Here is a 14,408-nt window from a genome sequence, read left to right as displayed (position 1 = left end):
TAATTCTTAGATGCCCGAGAGCAAAGGCATCACTATATGAAACGAGGTCCCTTCCCCGATTTTGCTGACAGCACTGATCTTGCCTCCGTGCGTGGTAATGATCGAGTGGCACAGGGACAACCCCATCCCCCAATTCGTGGCCGTAGGCTTGGAGGAGTAGAACGGCTGGAAGATATTCTGCACTTCCTGTTCCGCTATGCCGGCACCATTATCATGAATGACCAGCTCCACCCACTTATTCTTCAGATTGATCTGAATCTCAATCCGCCGCGATTTCTCCGGAACATGCTCCAGAGCATCCACCGCATTGGACAGAATGTTCTCTACCGCCTGTGAGAAATAGTACGGATCCGCCATAATTACCAGATTCCGCGGGTGGCCGGTATAATTCACATGGGTCTGCTTAAGCGCGGGTTGCATCTCCTCCAGCACCTTCTCCATCAGTTCATGAAGGGCGATGGGCTCCAGATCCAGCTTGGATTTTAGCGTCTTCTGGTGCACCGCATCCAGTCTATCATAGATTTTGCGGCAGCGTTGTTCGATGACCTGAACCTCCTGCACGACCTCCGGCGATTCCCCGCACATGTTCTCCAGAAACTCGGTCTGCGCCATAATCGCCAGTAATTCATTCTTCATATAATGGCTGAATACCCGGGAAGTCAGCAGCGCAGAGTCGATATTGCGGGAGATGACAGACTCCTGATTCTTGATGCTGTTCTGTATGCGGGCATACTTATAGATACCATATAGACTGATGCATAGGCAGAACCCGGCAATGGAGGGAAGCAGCGTATACAAAGAAGGGTTGCCTACAAGATTAATCGGCTTGTAACGCATGAAATGGGCTGCTTTTGATACCGTAATCAATATATCCGGCGCCCAGAAGTTAATGTAGTAATAGGTGACTTGTACCGAGATATAGCAGATCAGGATCATCAGGATATTACTCCGGATTGGACGGACCTTTGGCGCATCGAAGAGAGTATAGAACAACAGGATAATCCCTGCTGCAGTATAAAGTGTATTTATAACGAAGGTGAACTTGTGAAGGGTCTCATATGCTGCTATGAAGCCTTGGCTGGTTATGAATTCCGGGTAAAGCCTGTAATACATCTGTGTATAGAAGGACGGGTCATACAGAATGACCTGAACCGCGCAAGGCACGGCCAGAAGCGACAATACCAGGCGTCCTCTTCTCCGGGACATGGTAAAAGCAAAGTAGACGGCAGAGCACAGCCCGGTATATAAAAAGGCCATCGTGAACAGGTTAAGAATCCGGATAAGCATGAACCGGGAGACCGGCAGGAACATCAGCTGGTTCTGTATCTTCTGCTGAATACCGAAATAATCATAGAGGCTATAGTAGTAGTACGCATCCTTGGACATATACGTAATGATGCTGGTAACCACAAGCAGATAGGACAGCCCCATGCACAGCATGAACAGGGTCGCTTTGGTATATTTTTGCTGGGTAAGACAGAAGATGGCTGTAGCGATAAATAGAATAAACACAAGGAAGATAAACACCCGGCCCCAGCTCCATCCTTAAATAAAGTGAATAAAGTTTAATTCCTTCTCCCCAGCCTGTAAAGGTTGAAGTTTCATCCCCCTACTACCCCATACACTACAGCCGATGATAAAAGTTCAACCTTATCTTAACCGCAGGTTACGCCTAATATGAGATACATAACCAGATACAGGAGGGGTTTCAATGAAAAACATGCGAAGCTGCGGCTTGCTGCTGACCAGTGCACTTGTACTTGCTGTGGTAGGATGCAGTTCCAATAATGCCGTAAATCCGGCACAGGAGAACAGTAAAGAGAAGGTCGTTCTGGAGTATTATACCTGGACCGATGAAGCGGATTACATGCAGAAGGTGATCGACGCCTTCAATGCGAAGAACGGCAGCATCGAAGTGAAGATGAATACGATCAGCAACAATTCTAATGAGTACAATACCAAGATTATGAATAACTTGTCCGGCGGCTCCACAATGGATCTCTACAGTATTAACGGAACCTCCAGCCTGGGTCTCTATGCATCGAAGAATCAGCTGCTGGACCTCTCAGACCAAATCAAGCAAGCCAACCTGGATATCGGGGCCTTCGGCCCAAGCTACCAGGATATTATCAAGGTGCTTACCGGCGGTAAATATTATGCTCTGCCTTACCGCACTTCTGAATACGCTTTATTCTACAACAAGGCTATTTTTGATAAAGAAGGCATTGACTATCCTGAGCAGCTCACATGGGATGAATATGCCGAGCTGGCCAAACGCCTGACCAAGGGCGACGGTACCGATAAACAGTGGGGCGGATACTACGCTGACTGGCTTACCGCTCCTCTGGGGGCACTGCAGAAGGGCAGCACGATTCTGGATGACAGTCTGGATAATGTGACGGAATGGCTGGATTATCTGGACCGTCTGTATTACCAGGATCAATCCCATATGAGCTACAAGCAGATGAAGGCTGAGAGCGTGGACTGGATCAAGCAGTTTGAGAGCGGCAATGTAGCCATGCTGGTGAACGGTGAATGGACGGTGAATATGCTGAAAGCGGATATCGCGGCCGGGAAGACCGATATTGACTTCGATATGGCTCCGTTGCCTCTCCCGGAGGGAATGAACGACCCGATTACGGTTGGCGGAGTCAGCACCTTCATGGGGATTAATCCGTCCAGCGACAAGCTGGATGCCGCTTTCGAATTCGTGCAATTTGTAACCGGTGAAGAAGGAGAGTCCATCATCGCGGATTCCAGCGTACTGCCTGCCTTCTCCAGTGACAAGACCAAGGAAGCCTTCCTGAAAGCGACAGGAATTCAGGGCAGCAGCTTCTTCTTCGAAGCTAAGACCGTTGTGGAGAATCAGCCGATTGCGCAAATCGATGAGGTCAACCGCATCTACAGCGAGCAACGGGATCTGTTCCTGTTCCAGGAACAAGATGCCAATAAGACGATTCAGAATTTCATAGACCAGCGGCAAGGTGTTCTTAATCCTTAACTGTTGTCTCCAAAGGAGGTTGCACAGATGACCAACAGACGTCTTCTACATTACAGGACCTATACAGCGGGGACGTTATTCATCCTTCCGGCCTTCGCTTTATTCGCGGTATTTATTTTCATCCCTCTGGTGTACGGCTTATATATGAGCTTCACCGATTACGGGGGATTCAATATCAAACCTGACTTCGTCGGCTGGGATAATTACGCCAAGCTGCTGCATGACGATTACTTCCTGATCTCACTTAAGAATAACCTGATCTATACGGGCCTGTTCGTTCCGATTACCATGGTGCTTGCCCTGCTCTCGGCGATTGCGCTGAACAGTGTGCTGCATCTGCGCAAATATCTGCGCATGGCCTTCTACTTCCCGCAAATCACATCGATGGTATCCATCGCGATAGTCTGGGGATTGCTGCTGAACCCGCTCTCCGGTCCGGTCAACCAGATGCTGAAAGCTATTGGCATCTCAAGTCCTCCGGAATGGCTGATGTCCTCGAAGTGGGCACTGCCCGCCATCATCCTTGTGGCAGCCTGGAAGAGCTTCGGCTACTACATGATCATCCTTCTGGCAGGCATTCAGGGCATTCCGGAATATCTGTATGAGTCGGCCAAGCTGGACGGTGCGGGGAAATTCCAGCGCTTCCTGTATGTAACCCTGCCCGGATTGTCTCCGACCCTGTTCATGGTGCTGCTCCTGACGGTCATCAACTCCTTCCAGGTGTTCGATCTGGTGTCTGTAATGACTGACGGCGGACCGGGGCGCTCAACCAATGTACTCGTCTTCCGCATTTATCAGGAAGCGTTCATCCATTACCGGATGGGGTATGCTGCGGCCATGTCCACTGTGCTGTTCCTGATTATTCTGGTGATCTCCTTAATCCAGTTCAGGCTCGAAAAAAAATGGGTGACTTATTAAGCAGAAACGGCATTACCGTCCTCTGCAAGAGGCGGCATCCGTATCTGTGAGAAACAGAAGGATAATTTATAGCGTGGAACATATAAATTATCACATTTTAAGAGAGGAGAGGAGTGCATATGCTGAATGCCACCCTGAGTACGGGAAAGGACAAGGCTCTATATATTTTTTTAATGATCGTACTGGTCTTAGCTTCTGTAGCAACGCTGTTTCCGTTTCTCTGGATGATTTCCAGTTCGCTCCGTACGGATGTGGATCTCTTCAAGCATCCGATGAACTGGATTCCCCGGACCTTATATCTGGAGAATTACAAGCAGGTATGGACAACGATTCCCTTTGGCCGGTATTTCCTTAATACACTGAAGCTGGCGACGATCATCACTGTAGTTCAGGTCATCGTCTGCTCCATGGCGGCCTATGCCTTTGCCACACTTAAGATACCCTTTAAAAGTGTTATTTTCCTCCTGTTCATGACCAATCTGATGATGCCGTGGCATTCGATTATGGTCCCGCAGTTTTCCATTGTCAGCAGCCTCGGGCTGTACAACACACATACGGGCTACGTCCTGATTCAGCTCTTCAGCGGGTTTGGCATTTTTCTGCTGCGGCAGTTCTTCCTGACGCTGCCCATGGAGCTGAATGAGGCGGCGCGCATGGACGGGTACAGTGAATGGGGAATCTTTTGGCGGATTATTATGCCGCTTGCTTCAGCAGGTGTGTCTACGCTGGCTATCTTCACGTTCACATTCATGTGGAATGATTATTTGGCGCCGCTGATCTACCTTAATGACGACTCCCTGAAGACACTGCAGCTAGGCCTGCAGGCCTTTCAGACAGAGCACACCATGGATTACGGCCTGCTGATGGCAGGAACCGTACTTGCTACAGCGCCGATGGTAGCCGTCTTTCTTATAGGTGAGCGCTTCTTTATCCAAGGCGTCGCCACAACCGGCATGAAAAATTAAACGATTAAAAAAGGAGTGCGCGTATGGCAGACTACTCGAATTTTGTACAGGTAAGCGGGGAGGATTTCACAGTCAACGGTGAGAAAATACTCTTCCGGGGGTTTGGTTTAGGGACGTGGATGAATCTGGAGCATTTCATGATTGGACTGCCAGGCACCGACACGATGATTAAAAAAGCATTCGCCGAAGTCTATGGTGAAGAGCGGAGCACACAGTTTTTTGACCGGTTTCTGCTGGAGTTCATGGATGAGCGGGATTTTGTGTATCTGAAAAGTCTCGGAGTCAACTCGCTGCGGCTTCCTTTCAACTACAAGTATTTTATCGATGATCAGCAGCCTGGCCGCTATAAGGAAGAGGGATTTGTGTATCTTGACCACATCGTTGCCTTATGCGAAAAGTACGAGATCTACGCCATTCTCGACCTGCATTCTGTTCCGGGCGGCCAGAATCCCGACTGGCACTGCGATACCGCAAGCGGCCTTCCGCTATTCTGGGAATATGCAGCCTTGCGGGAGAGCGTAATCGGTCTATGGGGACATATTGCCCGGCATTACCGGAATCAGGCGTGGGTAGCTGCCTACGATATTGTAAATGAGCCTTCGATGGTGACTAATGCTGCGGTGTTCAACGAGTTTTACCAGAAAGTAATCGCAGAGATTCGCAAGTACGATCAGCAGCACATTATTTTCATTGAAGGCAATCATTTCACTACTGACTTCTCCATGCTGGATCCGGTAGAGGACCCGCAAGTGGCATATGAATTCCACTTCTATCCCTTTGTCGATGAGCCAGCCGTATTAACCCCTGAAATGGACAGAGAACGGCGCAAGGAAATCTTCGCAGCTGCCTTCGGGAAGCTCCTGGACATCCGCGCTAAGTATAAGCGCCCGGTCTGGTGCGGCGAGCTGGGGCTTGTGCTTGAACCGGAGCAGATCGGTTTCCAGGTCACCATTATCGAAGATATGCTGGAGCTGTGTGAGGCAAATGATGTCTCCTGGGCACTCTGGACGTATAAGGACGCGGCCTGTATGGGCATTGTGTACCCTCGAAAAGAGACCCCCTGGCGGCAATTAACCGGCCGGATCAGGGAGATATGGAATCAGCAACAGGAACAGGAGAAAGGTGAAGCACTGGTGGATCACATGGCGGAAACCTATTTCCAGCCGGTCTCTTCAGAGCAGCGCTATCCGCTGCAATTCCGTATGCGGACGATCATGCAGGCCATCTGTGTGGAGCAGAATCTGAAGCCCTTCCTGCAGGAGCTTTCCTGGGAAGAGGCCTATCAGCTTCCGGCCTCATTCCATTGGGATCAATGTGAGCAGTGGGATGAGCTGGCGGATTTGGTACGGAGGTACACAGCGGTCTCCGTTTAATGCTGTTGGTTGAGAGTTAGTGCGGCGGCCGTTACTGGCCGGCCGTTACTGGCCGCCGTTTTCTTTTGTTATGGCCAAAATCAAGGAAACCCGCCTGCCGTGTCGAATATCTATGCCTTGAAGGCAAGGTGCACATTTTAGCAGAATAACTTCTACGTAGGGAGTGGATTTCCATGGCTTTTACCATTAATAATCTGAAGGATAACCCTAATGTTGTGATTAAAGAACAGCTTGGCGGATTCTCGGTCATTGAATACAAGGAGGATCTGAGCAGCACCTCCATGCTGGAAGCCCAGGCCAACTTCTTCATGAGCAAGAGCAATATGCGCAACAAGCAGCTGATGATTGAGCTTACGAATAGCGAGGTTATGCTGAGCGCAGGCGCTATGCAGTATATGATCGGGAATATCGAAATGACGTCGGGTGTCAAAGGTGTCGGCGGCCTGATGCGCAATATAATATCCAGTGCAGCAACCGGCACGAGTGCCATCAAACCGCTCTATAAAGGAACAGGGACGATTATGCTCGAAACCACCTACAAATATCTCTGGCTGATTGATGTCGACAACGACCATATCGTGATTGATGACGGCATGTTCCTGGCCTGCGAGACTACGCTGGATATTGCTGTCGCTGCACGCAAGAATGTATCCTCAGCCGTCCTCGGCGGAGAAGGGCTGTTCAACCTGAGCGCACGGGGTAAAGGGATTATCGCCCTTGAGGCTCCTATTCCATCCGAGGAAGCCGTGGTGGTCGAGCTGCAGAATGACGTGCTGAAGGTAGATGGCAATTTCGCGTTGATGTGGTCGAACTCGCTTGACTTTACCGTAGAGAAATCAGGGAAGACCCGCATGGGCTCTGCCGTTTCCGGCGAAGGCCTGGTCAATGTCTACCGGGGAACCGGTATGGTCTGGCTGGCACCGCTCATGAATTACAAGAACAGCCTGTTTCAGGCTGCGCCTACTTCCTGATTCTGAGGCCACTTGAGGCATTGCTTCATCCAAACTAATTCATCCAAAAAGGACGGGCCATCCGTATGTCTATTCAAGCTGTATTATTTGATTTCGACGGAACACTTGCAGATACGCTGCCGTTATCCTTCCATGCGTTCCAGGCCGTATTTCAGCAATACGATCATAGGGAGGTCACCCGCGACGAACTTGTCGCCATGTTTGGCCCCACCGAGGAGGACATCATTGGCGGCAATTTCACAGACCCGTCTTCCGTTCCGCAAGCTATAGAAGATTATTATTCATTATATGAGCAGGGTCATTTCGGAGAATTTCAGAATGACGGGCATATTGTAGAATTACTTCAGGCCCTGAAGGCGCAAGGGATGAAGCTTGGCGTCATTACCGGTAAAAGCAGACGGGCCTATCAGATATCGGCCGGGGCGCTGGATCTTGAGCGCTTCTTCGATATCTCCATTACCGGAGATGATGTGGTTAAGCCCAAGCCTGATCCCGAAGGCATACATTCGGCGCTGCGTACACTTGGCATTGCTCCCTCCAATGCTGTATTCATTGGGGACAGTAATGCGGATATTCTCGCGGGCAAGGCTGCCGGACTGCAGACCTACGGTGTCCGCTGGCTGTCCACCTTCCAGAGCCAGGCTTACGATGTCCCGCCGGATGGCGTGTTTGACAGTGTTGATGAGTTCCGGAAGCTTCTCAAGTTAAATAACATCATTGCAATGACGTATCATTCCAAGCAGCAAGCGGCGGACATTACTGTACTGGAGCAGCAGTGCAGCCACGCGGACTCGCTCAAATTAAGCTCAGATCTTGAGCATCTCGTCAAAGAGGATGGCGACCATGCCCTGCTCTGCTATCGCGGAAACCAGCTCATAGGTTTGCTGAGCTGGTTCGCTTCCGAAGGCGATTATGCGCAGATTAATGCCATGGTCCATCCGGAATACCGCCGTGAGGGCGTATTCCGCAGTCTTTTGCAGCGGGCCAAGGAAGATATTGCGCCTCTCGCCGTACACAGGCTCAGCTACAGGGTTCCGAGCCGCTCACAGGCAGGACTCCGCGCGGCCCAGGCTATCGGTGCTGATTATGACCGCTCTGAATACTCGATGTCATATGCCCATACGGAGTCCGGCAGAGAACAGGCTCCGGCAGATTTGCGTCTGCTGCCTTCCTTGCCGGAGGACTTCGAATTCATGGTCTCCTGCTCGTCCCAGGCCTTCGGAGACTCCGAAGACGCCACCCGGGAGTATTTCCTGCAAACGAATGAACCGGAGCGTATAACCTATATTGCCTGGGCGGGCGGCCAGCGGATCGGCCTGATCCGGGTGAATTACGTGAATGAAGCAACAGCGTTTATCCATAATTTCTGCATATTGCCCGCTTGTCAGGGCCAAGGGTATGGCGGGAAGGTGCTCCGGCAGACTGTTGATTTCCTGCTGCAGAAGAACTATTCTTCGATCCGTCTAGGTGTTGTCACCGAGAATGAGCGGGCTTTGACCCTCTACCTCAATGCCGGCTTCAAGATCAATTTCGAGTATAAATATTACAGCGGCAGCCCGGCATGAACACAGATTAAGAAGGAGCCATATATGCCCGTTACCGAGAGTATTCCCTGGATTGCCGCATTTCTCATTCTGCTGTCCGTAGTCTGGATTGTGCTCGTAAGCTGGAAGAACGGAATATCGCCGATGCCCGCGTCCAGGGCTGTAAGGGCGGCAGTAGCCGGGGAGGTGAACCGTATCCCGGGATATGCCAATGTTCTGGAGGCGGGGTCGGGCTGGGGAACGCTGGGCCTGGAAGTGATCCGCCGCTGCCCCGGCAAACGGCTGACCGGCATAGAGAACTCAAGGATTCCCCTATGGTTCTCACAGCTGTTTGCGGTAGTATGCACACGGTTTCTGCCAGTGAAGAGTGAACGGGAGCGGCTGCAGGGCAAGGTCATTTTTAGGCGGGGCGACATATATAGAAGCTCTTATAGCGATGCCGATATTGTGCTCTGTTACCTGTTCCCCGGTGCCATGGAACGGCTTGCTCCCAAGTTCAGGCAGGAGCTGCCGCCGGGTGCAGCCGTGATCAGTGTCTGCTTCGCTCTCCCGGACAAGCAGCCGGTCCGCATCATCACCTGCCCGGACCGGCTGCGGACGAAGGTGTATGTCTACATTTTCTGAATATTACCTGCGTAGAAACTGCAAATAGCCCAAAAGCATGCCGCTGCCTTGGGCCATTGGAGGGACCGCGTATTTCTAGGATTTCCCCTTATCCGCTAACTGCTCCTGTGCCAGACGGACCATCTCCCGGACCATGGAGCCTCCGATTCTGCCGCCAATCTGTCCCGCAGATTCCGTGGTCAGATTGCCGTTATTGCCCGCCTGCAGCGGGATACCGAGCTCCTTCGCCACCTCGTATTTCACATCGTCCGGATGATTCGGATCTACATGGTATCCTTCCTGCTTCATGACCTCTGCTTTGAAGGTCTGCATGCCCTGGGCTGACCCGGGCACCGCATATTTCCTGTTTCTTCTCGCCATTTCGGATACACTCCTCTGCTGTCTTTTATCTAAGTTGCCCTGGAGTGTATGGGATTATCCCGCCTTAAGACTGCATTCCGTCTTCAATCCGCTTCATGAAGTCTTCTACCGCGCTGTATCCAAGCTGCTTGAGATACCAATTATTCGCAGCAGCTTCGATCAGGCCGGCCACATCGCGCCCCGGCTGAAGCTGAACCTCGATATGCGGGATTTGAACGCCGAGATATTCCGTGAACTGGGGAACCAGTTCCAGGTCGTTGTTGAGTGAATTCTCCTGCCACGGTGCCAGCTCAATGTCTAATACAATCCGCGTCTCATCCTGGAAGGCCCTGCGCCCGTACTGGCGTACGACATTGATCAGGCCGATGCTGCGCAGCGCCAGGAATTCGCGGGTCGTCTCATTATGCGTCCCGAGCAGCGTTGCCGGCCCCAGCTTCTTGAGCACTACAATATCATCGGCCACGAACCGGTGGCCCCGCCGGATGAGCGTATGCGCCGTTTCGCTTTTACCGATCCCGGACTTGCCCCGAAGCAGAATCCCGATGCCCGACACATTGACACATACCCCGTGAATCGACAGCTCCGGCGCCAGCGTTTTTACCAGATAGCTGTCCAGCTTGGCAATAAACTCCGTAGTCACCTCTGGTGTCCGCAGCAGCGGAATGCCCTCCTGATTACAGTATAAGGTAAGATAAGGGATCTCTTGCTGGCCGCTCGTTACAATGAAACAAGGCGGATGATATTTGACGATATTGCCGATGTGCAGCATACGTTCCTCTACACTCAGCGTTAATAAATAGTTGATCTCCTTGCGGCCGAGTACCTGCACCCGCGCCATCGGAAAGAAATCGAAATAACCGACGAACTCAAGCCCGGGTCTGTGCGTCCGTGGACGGGTAATGACGCGGTCCATGCGCTCTGCCCCTGCCAGCACTTCCAAATGAAACTTGTCCGTAAGATTCTGAACGGTGATAGATTTCATATTATTCTCCTCCCAACCATTTTCTTCCGATAGAATCACTTAAAAATCTTGTAATCTGCACACGCTAATTATATATTAAAATCAATATATAAGACCTTTGACCCAGAAAATTCAATAAAACACTAAATATATCAAGAAGGTGTAGTATATTGGCCTTGGAGTCTTGGATTGATCTGACGATGTGCTTTGTCTTGTTCCTTTTGTTTATATACATATTTGCTTCTGTGGGTACGATAACCAATTTGCACAAAGTCTACCTGGGTTTTCATTTCTCCATGATGATCTGGCCTTACTGCCAGTTTGCCATCCGAACCGTTGATGATCCAATCTATCAGCTATTCTATGTGAAGCTTGCCTTTATCGATGCCTCCCTGCTGACTACGGGCTGGATCTTCTTCACCATTCTGCTCTCTGGCCAATCACAATTTCTTAACCGCAAAATATTAATCGCCCTGCTTGTTCCGGCATTCCTGTCGTCGCTGGGTGTGGTGCTGAATCCGAACGGTTGGTTTGTTCTCCCGGTAAACGGCGGATATGTTGAGCGGATCTACGGACCTATTTTCTGGATCAACATGTCTATTCTTATTCTTCATGCCATCGTGTCGCTGTACATCATTTATGTAGCTCTGGTGTCCGATCAGGCACCGCGAATCAAGAATCAGATCATGTATATGCTAAAAGGGATCGTTGCCGTCTGTGTCTTCCTGATGATCGATGTGTTCCTGAACGTAGTGCTGGACGATTACCTGCCGGTCATTCCGGGCTTTACTTCGCTCGGCATTGTGGTGTCAGCTACCTTCTTCGTGATTACCATTCACCAGGACAAAGTGTTTGATATTGTAACTATCGCCCACCAGGATATTATCAATACGATGGAATACGGAATTCTTGTCCTCGACGATCAAGAACAGGTGGTCGAAATCAACCAGGCTCTGCTTCCCCAGATCCGGCTGAATCCCGGGCAGAGGTTCGATATGGCCCGCCACCTGCCCGGCGGCAATATCGTGAAGACTGAACAGTTCCTGCAAACCTACCGTGACCATCCGCTTGAGGTAACCGAGACAGAACTAATGTATCCCGCACTCCAAATGTACATCAGCATTCATGCTGCACCGATTATGGTGAGCGGTGTGAGGGTGGGCCGGATTGTCACCTTCCAGAATATAACCGAGCTTCGGCGCCTCATTGATGAGACGAACCAGCAGAACACCATTCTGCAGGAGCGCAACTCCGCCTTAATCAAAGTCCAGGAAGAGCTGTTCCAGACGAACGCCAAGCTCCGGAAGATGGCCATCACCGACAGCCTGACCGGCTGCTACAACCGCCATTATCTCATGCAGCAGCTGGAGAATGAATTAATGAAGGACCGGGATGCCAGGGTCCCTTCGACCATTATACTGATCGACATCGATTATTTCAAAATGGTCAATGACCGCTACGGCCACCTGGCCGGAGATGAGGTCATTTGCAGTACGGTGGAGGTCCTGCAGCGTAATCTGCGCCACTCCGATATTCTGTCCCGTTATGGCGGCGAGGAGTTCCTTATCTACCTGCCCGATACGGAAGAGGATGAGGCGTATGTGCTGGCAGAGCAGCTTAAATCAAGCATTGAGTCCAACCAAATCAGAATTGATAATATAGACGAGCCTATATCCATCACCATCAGCATAGGACTGCTTAGCATCGGGGAATTCAAGGTCTCCCCGCCCATGAGCACAACGACTTACTTGAACGATTTGTTCAGATCGGCAGACAAAGCCTTGTACGCAGCCAAGCATCAGGGCCGCAATCAGATTGTTTCCGTGAAAAGATAGCGAATGCAAATAAGCCACCCGGCTCACGAAACCGGGTGGCTTATGTATTGTCACGTCAGGAATTTCAGACGAAATAAATCCTGCTGTAACCTTTTTGCAGGGCGGCACGTCTAAGATCACAAATAAACCACAAACTACTCTATGAGGTGACTGACAATGAAGAATACATTCAAGATCATTACTATATCTGCAGCTGCTGCACTGGCGCTCAGCTTCGCGGGACAACAGTTCGCTTCCGCAGCAGCCTTCAAGGATATTAATAATGTGCAGGATAAAGATAAGATCATCGCACTGCAGAATAGCGGCCTGATCAAAGGGATCAGCCAAGATCTGTTCGGCCCGAATATCAGTATCTCGGAGGCTGAAGGAGTACAGATGATCGTAAATGCACTTGACCTGAACCTGGACCTGATCCGGTTTGTGAAGGAGCCGCACGCTTCCGACTATTTCAAGAATGCCAATGATTCCGCCTGGTACGCTGAAGCGCTCATTATTGCCGGTGTCCACGGACTGGATCTGCCCGCTGACCTGAAGCCAAACCAGAAGTTAACGCGTGAAGAATTCACGCATCAGCTCATTGATGCGATCGAAGCCAGCGGCCAGCTGCCGATGATCAAGCCGGTTGTTCTTGAATATAAGGACCAGGATCAAGTTAAGGCAGAGTATTCCGGTTCGATCCAGCGCGCCCTGAACTACGGTGTCCTGAAGCTGGATGCCAATGGCAAGCTTAACCCTAAGCAGGAAATCACCCGCGCTGAAGCAGCTGTAGCGATTAGCAATGCGCTGGCGTATCTGAAGGCACATCCGGCACCGGCCGCGCTGAGTGAGACGCTTACTGCCGAAGAGGCCGTTCAATTGATTAAGGAGGCTGTAGGTCCGGAAGCAGACCTGCAGATCAAGATCAACCCGGCTGCCAGCATGTCCCGCGAATCATTCACCTACCTGCTGGTGCATACCCTCCAGACCAGCGGCCAGCTGCCGATGATCAAGCTTATTCCGGTTGAAGTGGCAGAGAAGCAGACCTGCAGATCAAGATCAACCCGGCTGCCAGCATGTCCCGCGAATCATTCACCTACCTGCTGGTGCATACCCTCCAGACCAGCGGCCAGCTGCCGATGATCAAGCTTATTCCGGTTGAAGTGGCAGATGAGAGTCAGATGGATATCTCCAATTCGGGCGCTATTCAAACAGCACTGGCCCTTGGCTTCATTACACTGGATGAGTCCGGCAATTTCAATCCGAAGGGTGATATTACACGCACCGCCGGTACGGATATCGTGAACAAAGCGGTGGAATACTTGAAGGCTCATCATGCACCCGCAGCAGAGAGCGAAGTTCTCACGGCTGAGCAAGCCGTTCAGTTGATCAAGGAAGCCGCAGGACCGAAGGCTGATCTGCAGATCAAGATTGATCCGGCAGCCAGCATGACCCGCGAATCATTCACCTACCTGCTGGTGCATACCCTCCAGACCAGCGGCCAGCTGCCGCTGCTGAATCTGATTCCGGTAGAGATCAAGGAGAAGGCTGATCTGCAGATCAAGATTGATCCGGCAGCCAGCATGACCCGCGAATCATTCACCTACCTGCTGGTGCATACCCTCCAGACCAGCGGCCAGCTGCCGCTGCTGAATCTGATTCCGGTAGAGATCAAGGATAATTGACAAGATCAATATCCTGAACTCGGGAGCCATTCAGACGGCCATTGCCTTGAAGATCGTGAAGCTGGATGCTGACGGCAAGTTCAATCCGCAGGCTGGAATCACCCGTACAGACGCGGCCGCTATGGTCAGCCAGGTTCAGGAGATCCTGAAACGGGCTGCTACGAATCAATAATACCCGGAACATTCCAATTTCCC

Annotated in this window: 14 protein-coding genes; 11 read left to right on the top strand and 3 right to left on the bottom strand. The window is 51.1% G+C overall.

The features are described 5' to 3' along the window. Positions 1-6: 6 nt before the first annotated feature. Positions 7-1,527, bottom strand: coding sequence for a sensor histidine kinase KdpD (locus QW71_RS08620; RefSeq protein ID WP_039296163.1), 1,521 nt, complete (start codon positions 1,525-1,527; stop codon positions 7-9). A 184-nt stretch (positions 1,528-1,711) separates the two neighbouring features. On the opposite strand from QW71_RS08620, the gene QW71_RS08615 reads away from it, so the two are divergent. From QW71_RS08615 to QW71_RS08585, 7 genes are all read left to right on the top strand, one after another. Further along, a complete protein-coding gene (locus QW71_RS08615) occupies positions 1,712-3,001 on the top strand; it encodes an ABC transporter substrate-binding protein (RefSeq protein ID WP_039296160.1) in 1,290 nt (429 codons plus the stop codon). Positions 3,002-3,028: 27 nt separating this feature from the next. Continuing rightward, entirely contained in the window at positions 3,029-3,919 is an 891-nt protein-coding gene (locus QW71_RS08610; RefSeq protein ID WP_039296158.1) for a carbohydrate ABC transporter permease, read from the top strand. A 119-nt stretch (positions 3,920-4,038) separates the two neighbouring features. Continuing rightward, positions 4,039-4,884: a carbohydrate ABC transporter permease gene (locus tag QW71_RS08605; protein ID WP_039296155.1), complete on the top strand. Its 846-nt coding sequence runs from the start codon at positions 4,039-4,041 to the stop codon at positions 4,882-4,884. A 23-nt stretch (positions 4,885-4,907) separates the two neighbouring features. Next, entirely contained in the window at positions 4,908-6,257 is a 1,350-nt protein-coding gene (locus tag QW71_RS08600) for a glycoside hydrolase family 5 protein (RefSeq protein ID WP_047013688.1), read from the top strand. A gap of 173 nt (positions 6,258-6,430) precedes the next feature. Next, a complete protein-coding gene (locus QW71_RS08595) occupies positions 6,431-7,228 on the top strand; it encodes an AIM24 family protein (protein WP_039296152.1) in 798 nt (265 codons plus the stop codon). Positions 7,229-7,293: 65 nt separating this feature from the next. Beyond that, the gene (locus QW71_RS38485; RefSeq protein WP_063776438.1) at positions 7,294-8,793 is read left to right on the top strand and encodes a GNAT family N-acetyltransferase; all 1,500 of its coding nucleotides are present in this window, start codon (positions 7,294-7,296) and stop codon (positions 8,791-8,793) included. A 24-nt stretch (positions 8,794-8,817) separates the two neighbouring features. Further along, positions 8,818-9,396 (top strand): class I SAM-dependent methyltransferase, encoded by a 579-nt coding sequence (locus QW71_RS08585; protein WP_039296150.1) that lies wholly within the window; start codon positions 8,818-8,820, stop codon positions 9,394-9,396. Positions 9,397-9,471: 75 nt separating this feature from the next. Here the strand turns inward: QW71_RS08585 and QW71_RS08580 are convergent, their stop codons facing one another. Both QW71_RS08580 and hprK read right to left on the bottom strand, forming a co-directional pair. Beyond that, a complete protein-coding gene (locus QW71_RS08580) occupies positions 9,472-9,756 on the bottom strand; it encodes an alpha/beta-type small acid-soluble spore protein (RefSeq protein ID WP_039296148.1) in 285 nt (94 codons plus the stop codon). Between the two features lie 64 nt (positions 9,757-9,820). Then, the gene (gene hprK, locus QW71_RS08575; protein WP_039296145.1) at positions 9,821-10,738 is read right to left on the bottom strand and encodes an HPr(Ser) kinase/phosphatase; all 918 of its coding nucleotides are present in this window, start codon (positions 10,736-10,738) and stop codon (positions 9,821-9,823) included. 149 nt (positions 10,739-10,887) lie between these two features. Between hprK and QW71_RS08570 the strand changes: the two genes are divergently transcribed. The 4 genes from QW71_RS08570 to QW71_RS38890 all read left to right on the top strand — a co-directional run bounded on the left by QW71_RS08570 (position 10,888) and on the right by QW71_RS38890 (position 14,385). Next, positions 10,888-12,552: a diguanylate cyclase gene (locus tag QW71_RS08570; RefSeq protein ID WP_083442468.1), complete on the top strand. Its 1,665-nt coding sequence runs from the start codon at positions 10,888-10,890 to the stop codon at positions 12,550-12,552. Positions 12,553-12,708: 156 nt separating this feature from the next. Next, the gene (locus tag QW71_RS08565; RefSeq protein ID WP_063776437.1) at positions 12,709-13,671 is read left to right on the top strand and encodes an S-layer homology domain-containing protein; all 963 of its coding nucleotides are present in this window, start codon (positions 12,709-12,711) and stop codon (positions 13,669-13,671) included. Next, positions 13,605-14,213 (top strand): S-layer homology domain-containing protein, encoded by a 609-nt coding sequence (locus QW71_RS37845; protein ID WP_083442467.1) that lies wholly within the window; start codon positions 13,605-13,607, stop codon positions 14,211-14,213. Before QW71_RS08565 ends, QW71_RS37845 begins: the two co-directional genes overlap by 67 nt. Beyond that, positions 14,206-14,385: an S-layer homology domain-containing protein gene (locus tag QW71_RS38890; RefSeq protein WP_083442466.1), complete on the top strand. Its 180-nt coding sequence runs from the start codon at positions 14,206-14,208 to the stop codon at positions 14,383-14,385. Before QW71_RS37845 ends, QW71_RS38890 begins: the two co-directional genes overlap by 8 nt. The last annotated feature ends 23 nt before the right edge of the window (positions 14,386-14,408 follow it).

Origin of the sequence: Paenibacillus sp. IHB B 3415 (assembly GCF_000802655.2) — a bacterium.
Taxonomy (GTDB): domain Bacteria; phylum Bacillota; class Bacilli; order Paenibacillales; family Paenibacillaceae; genus Paenibacillus_AQ; species Paenibacillus_AQ phytohabitans.
This window is presented reverse-complemented; position numbering and strand designations above follow the sequence as displayed.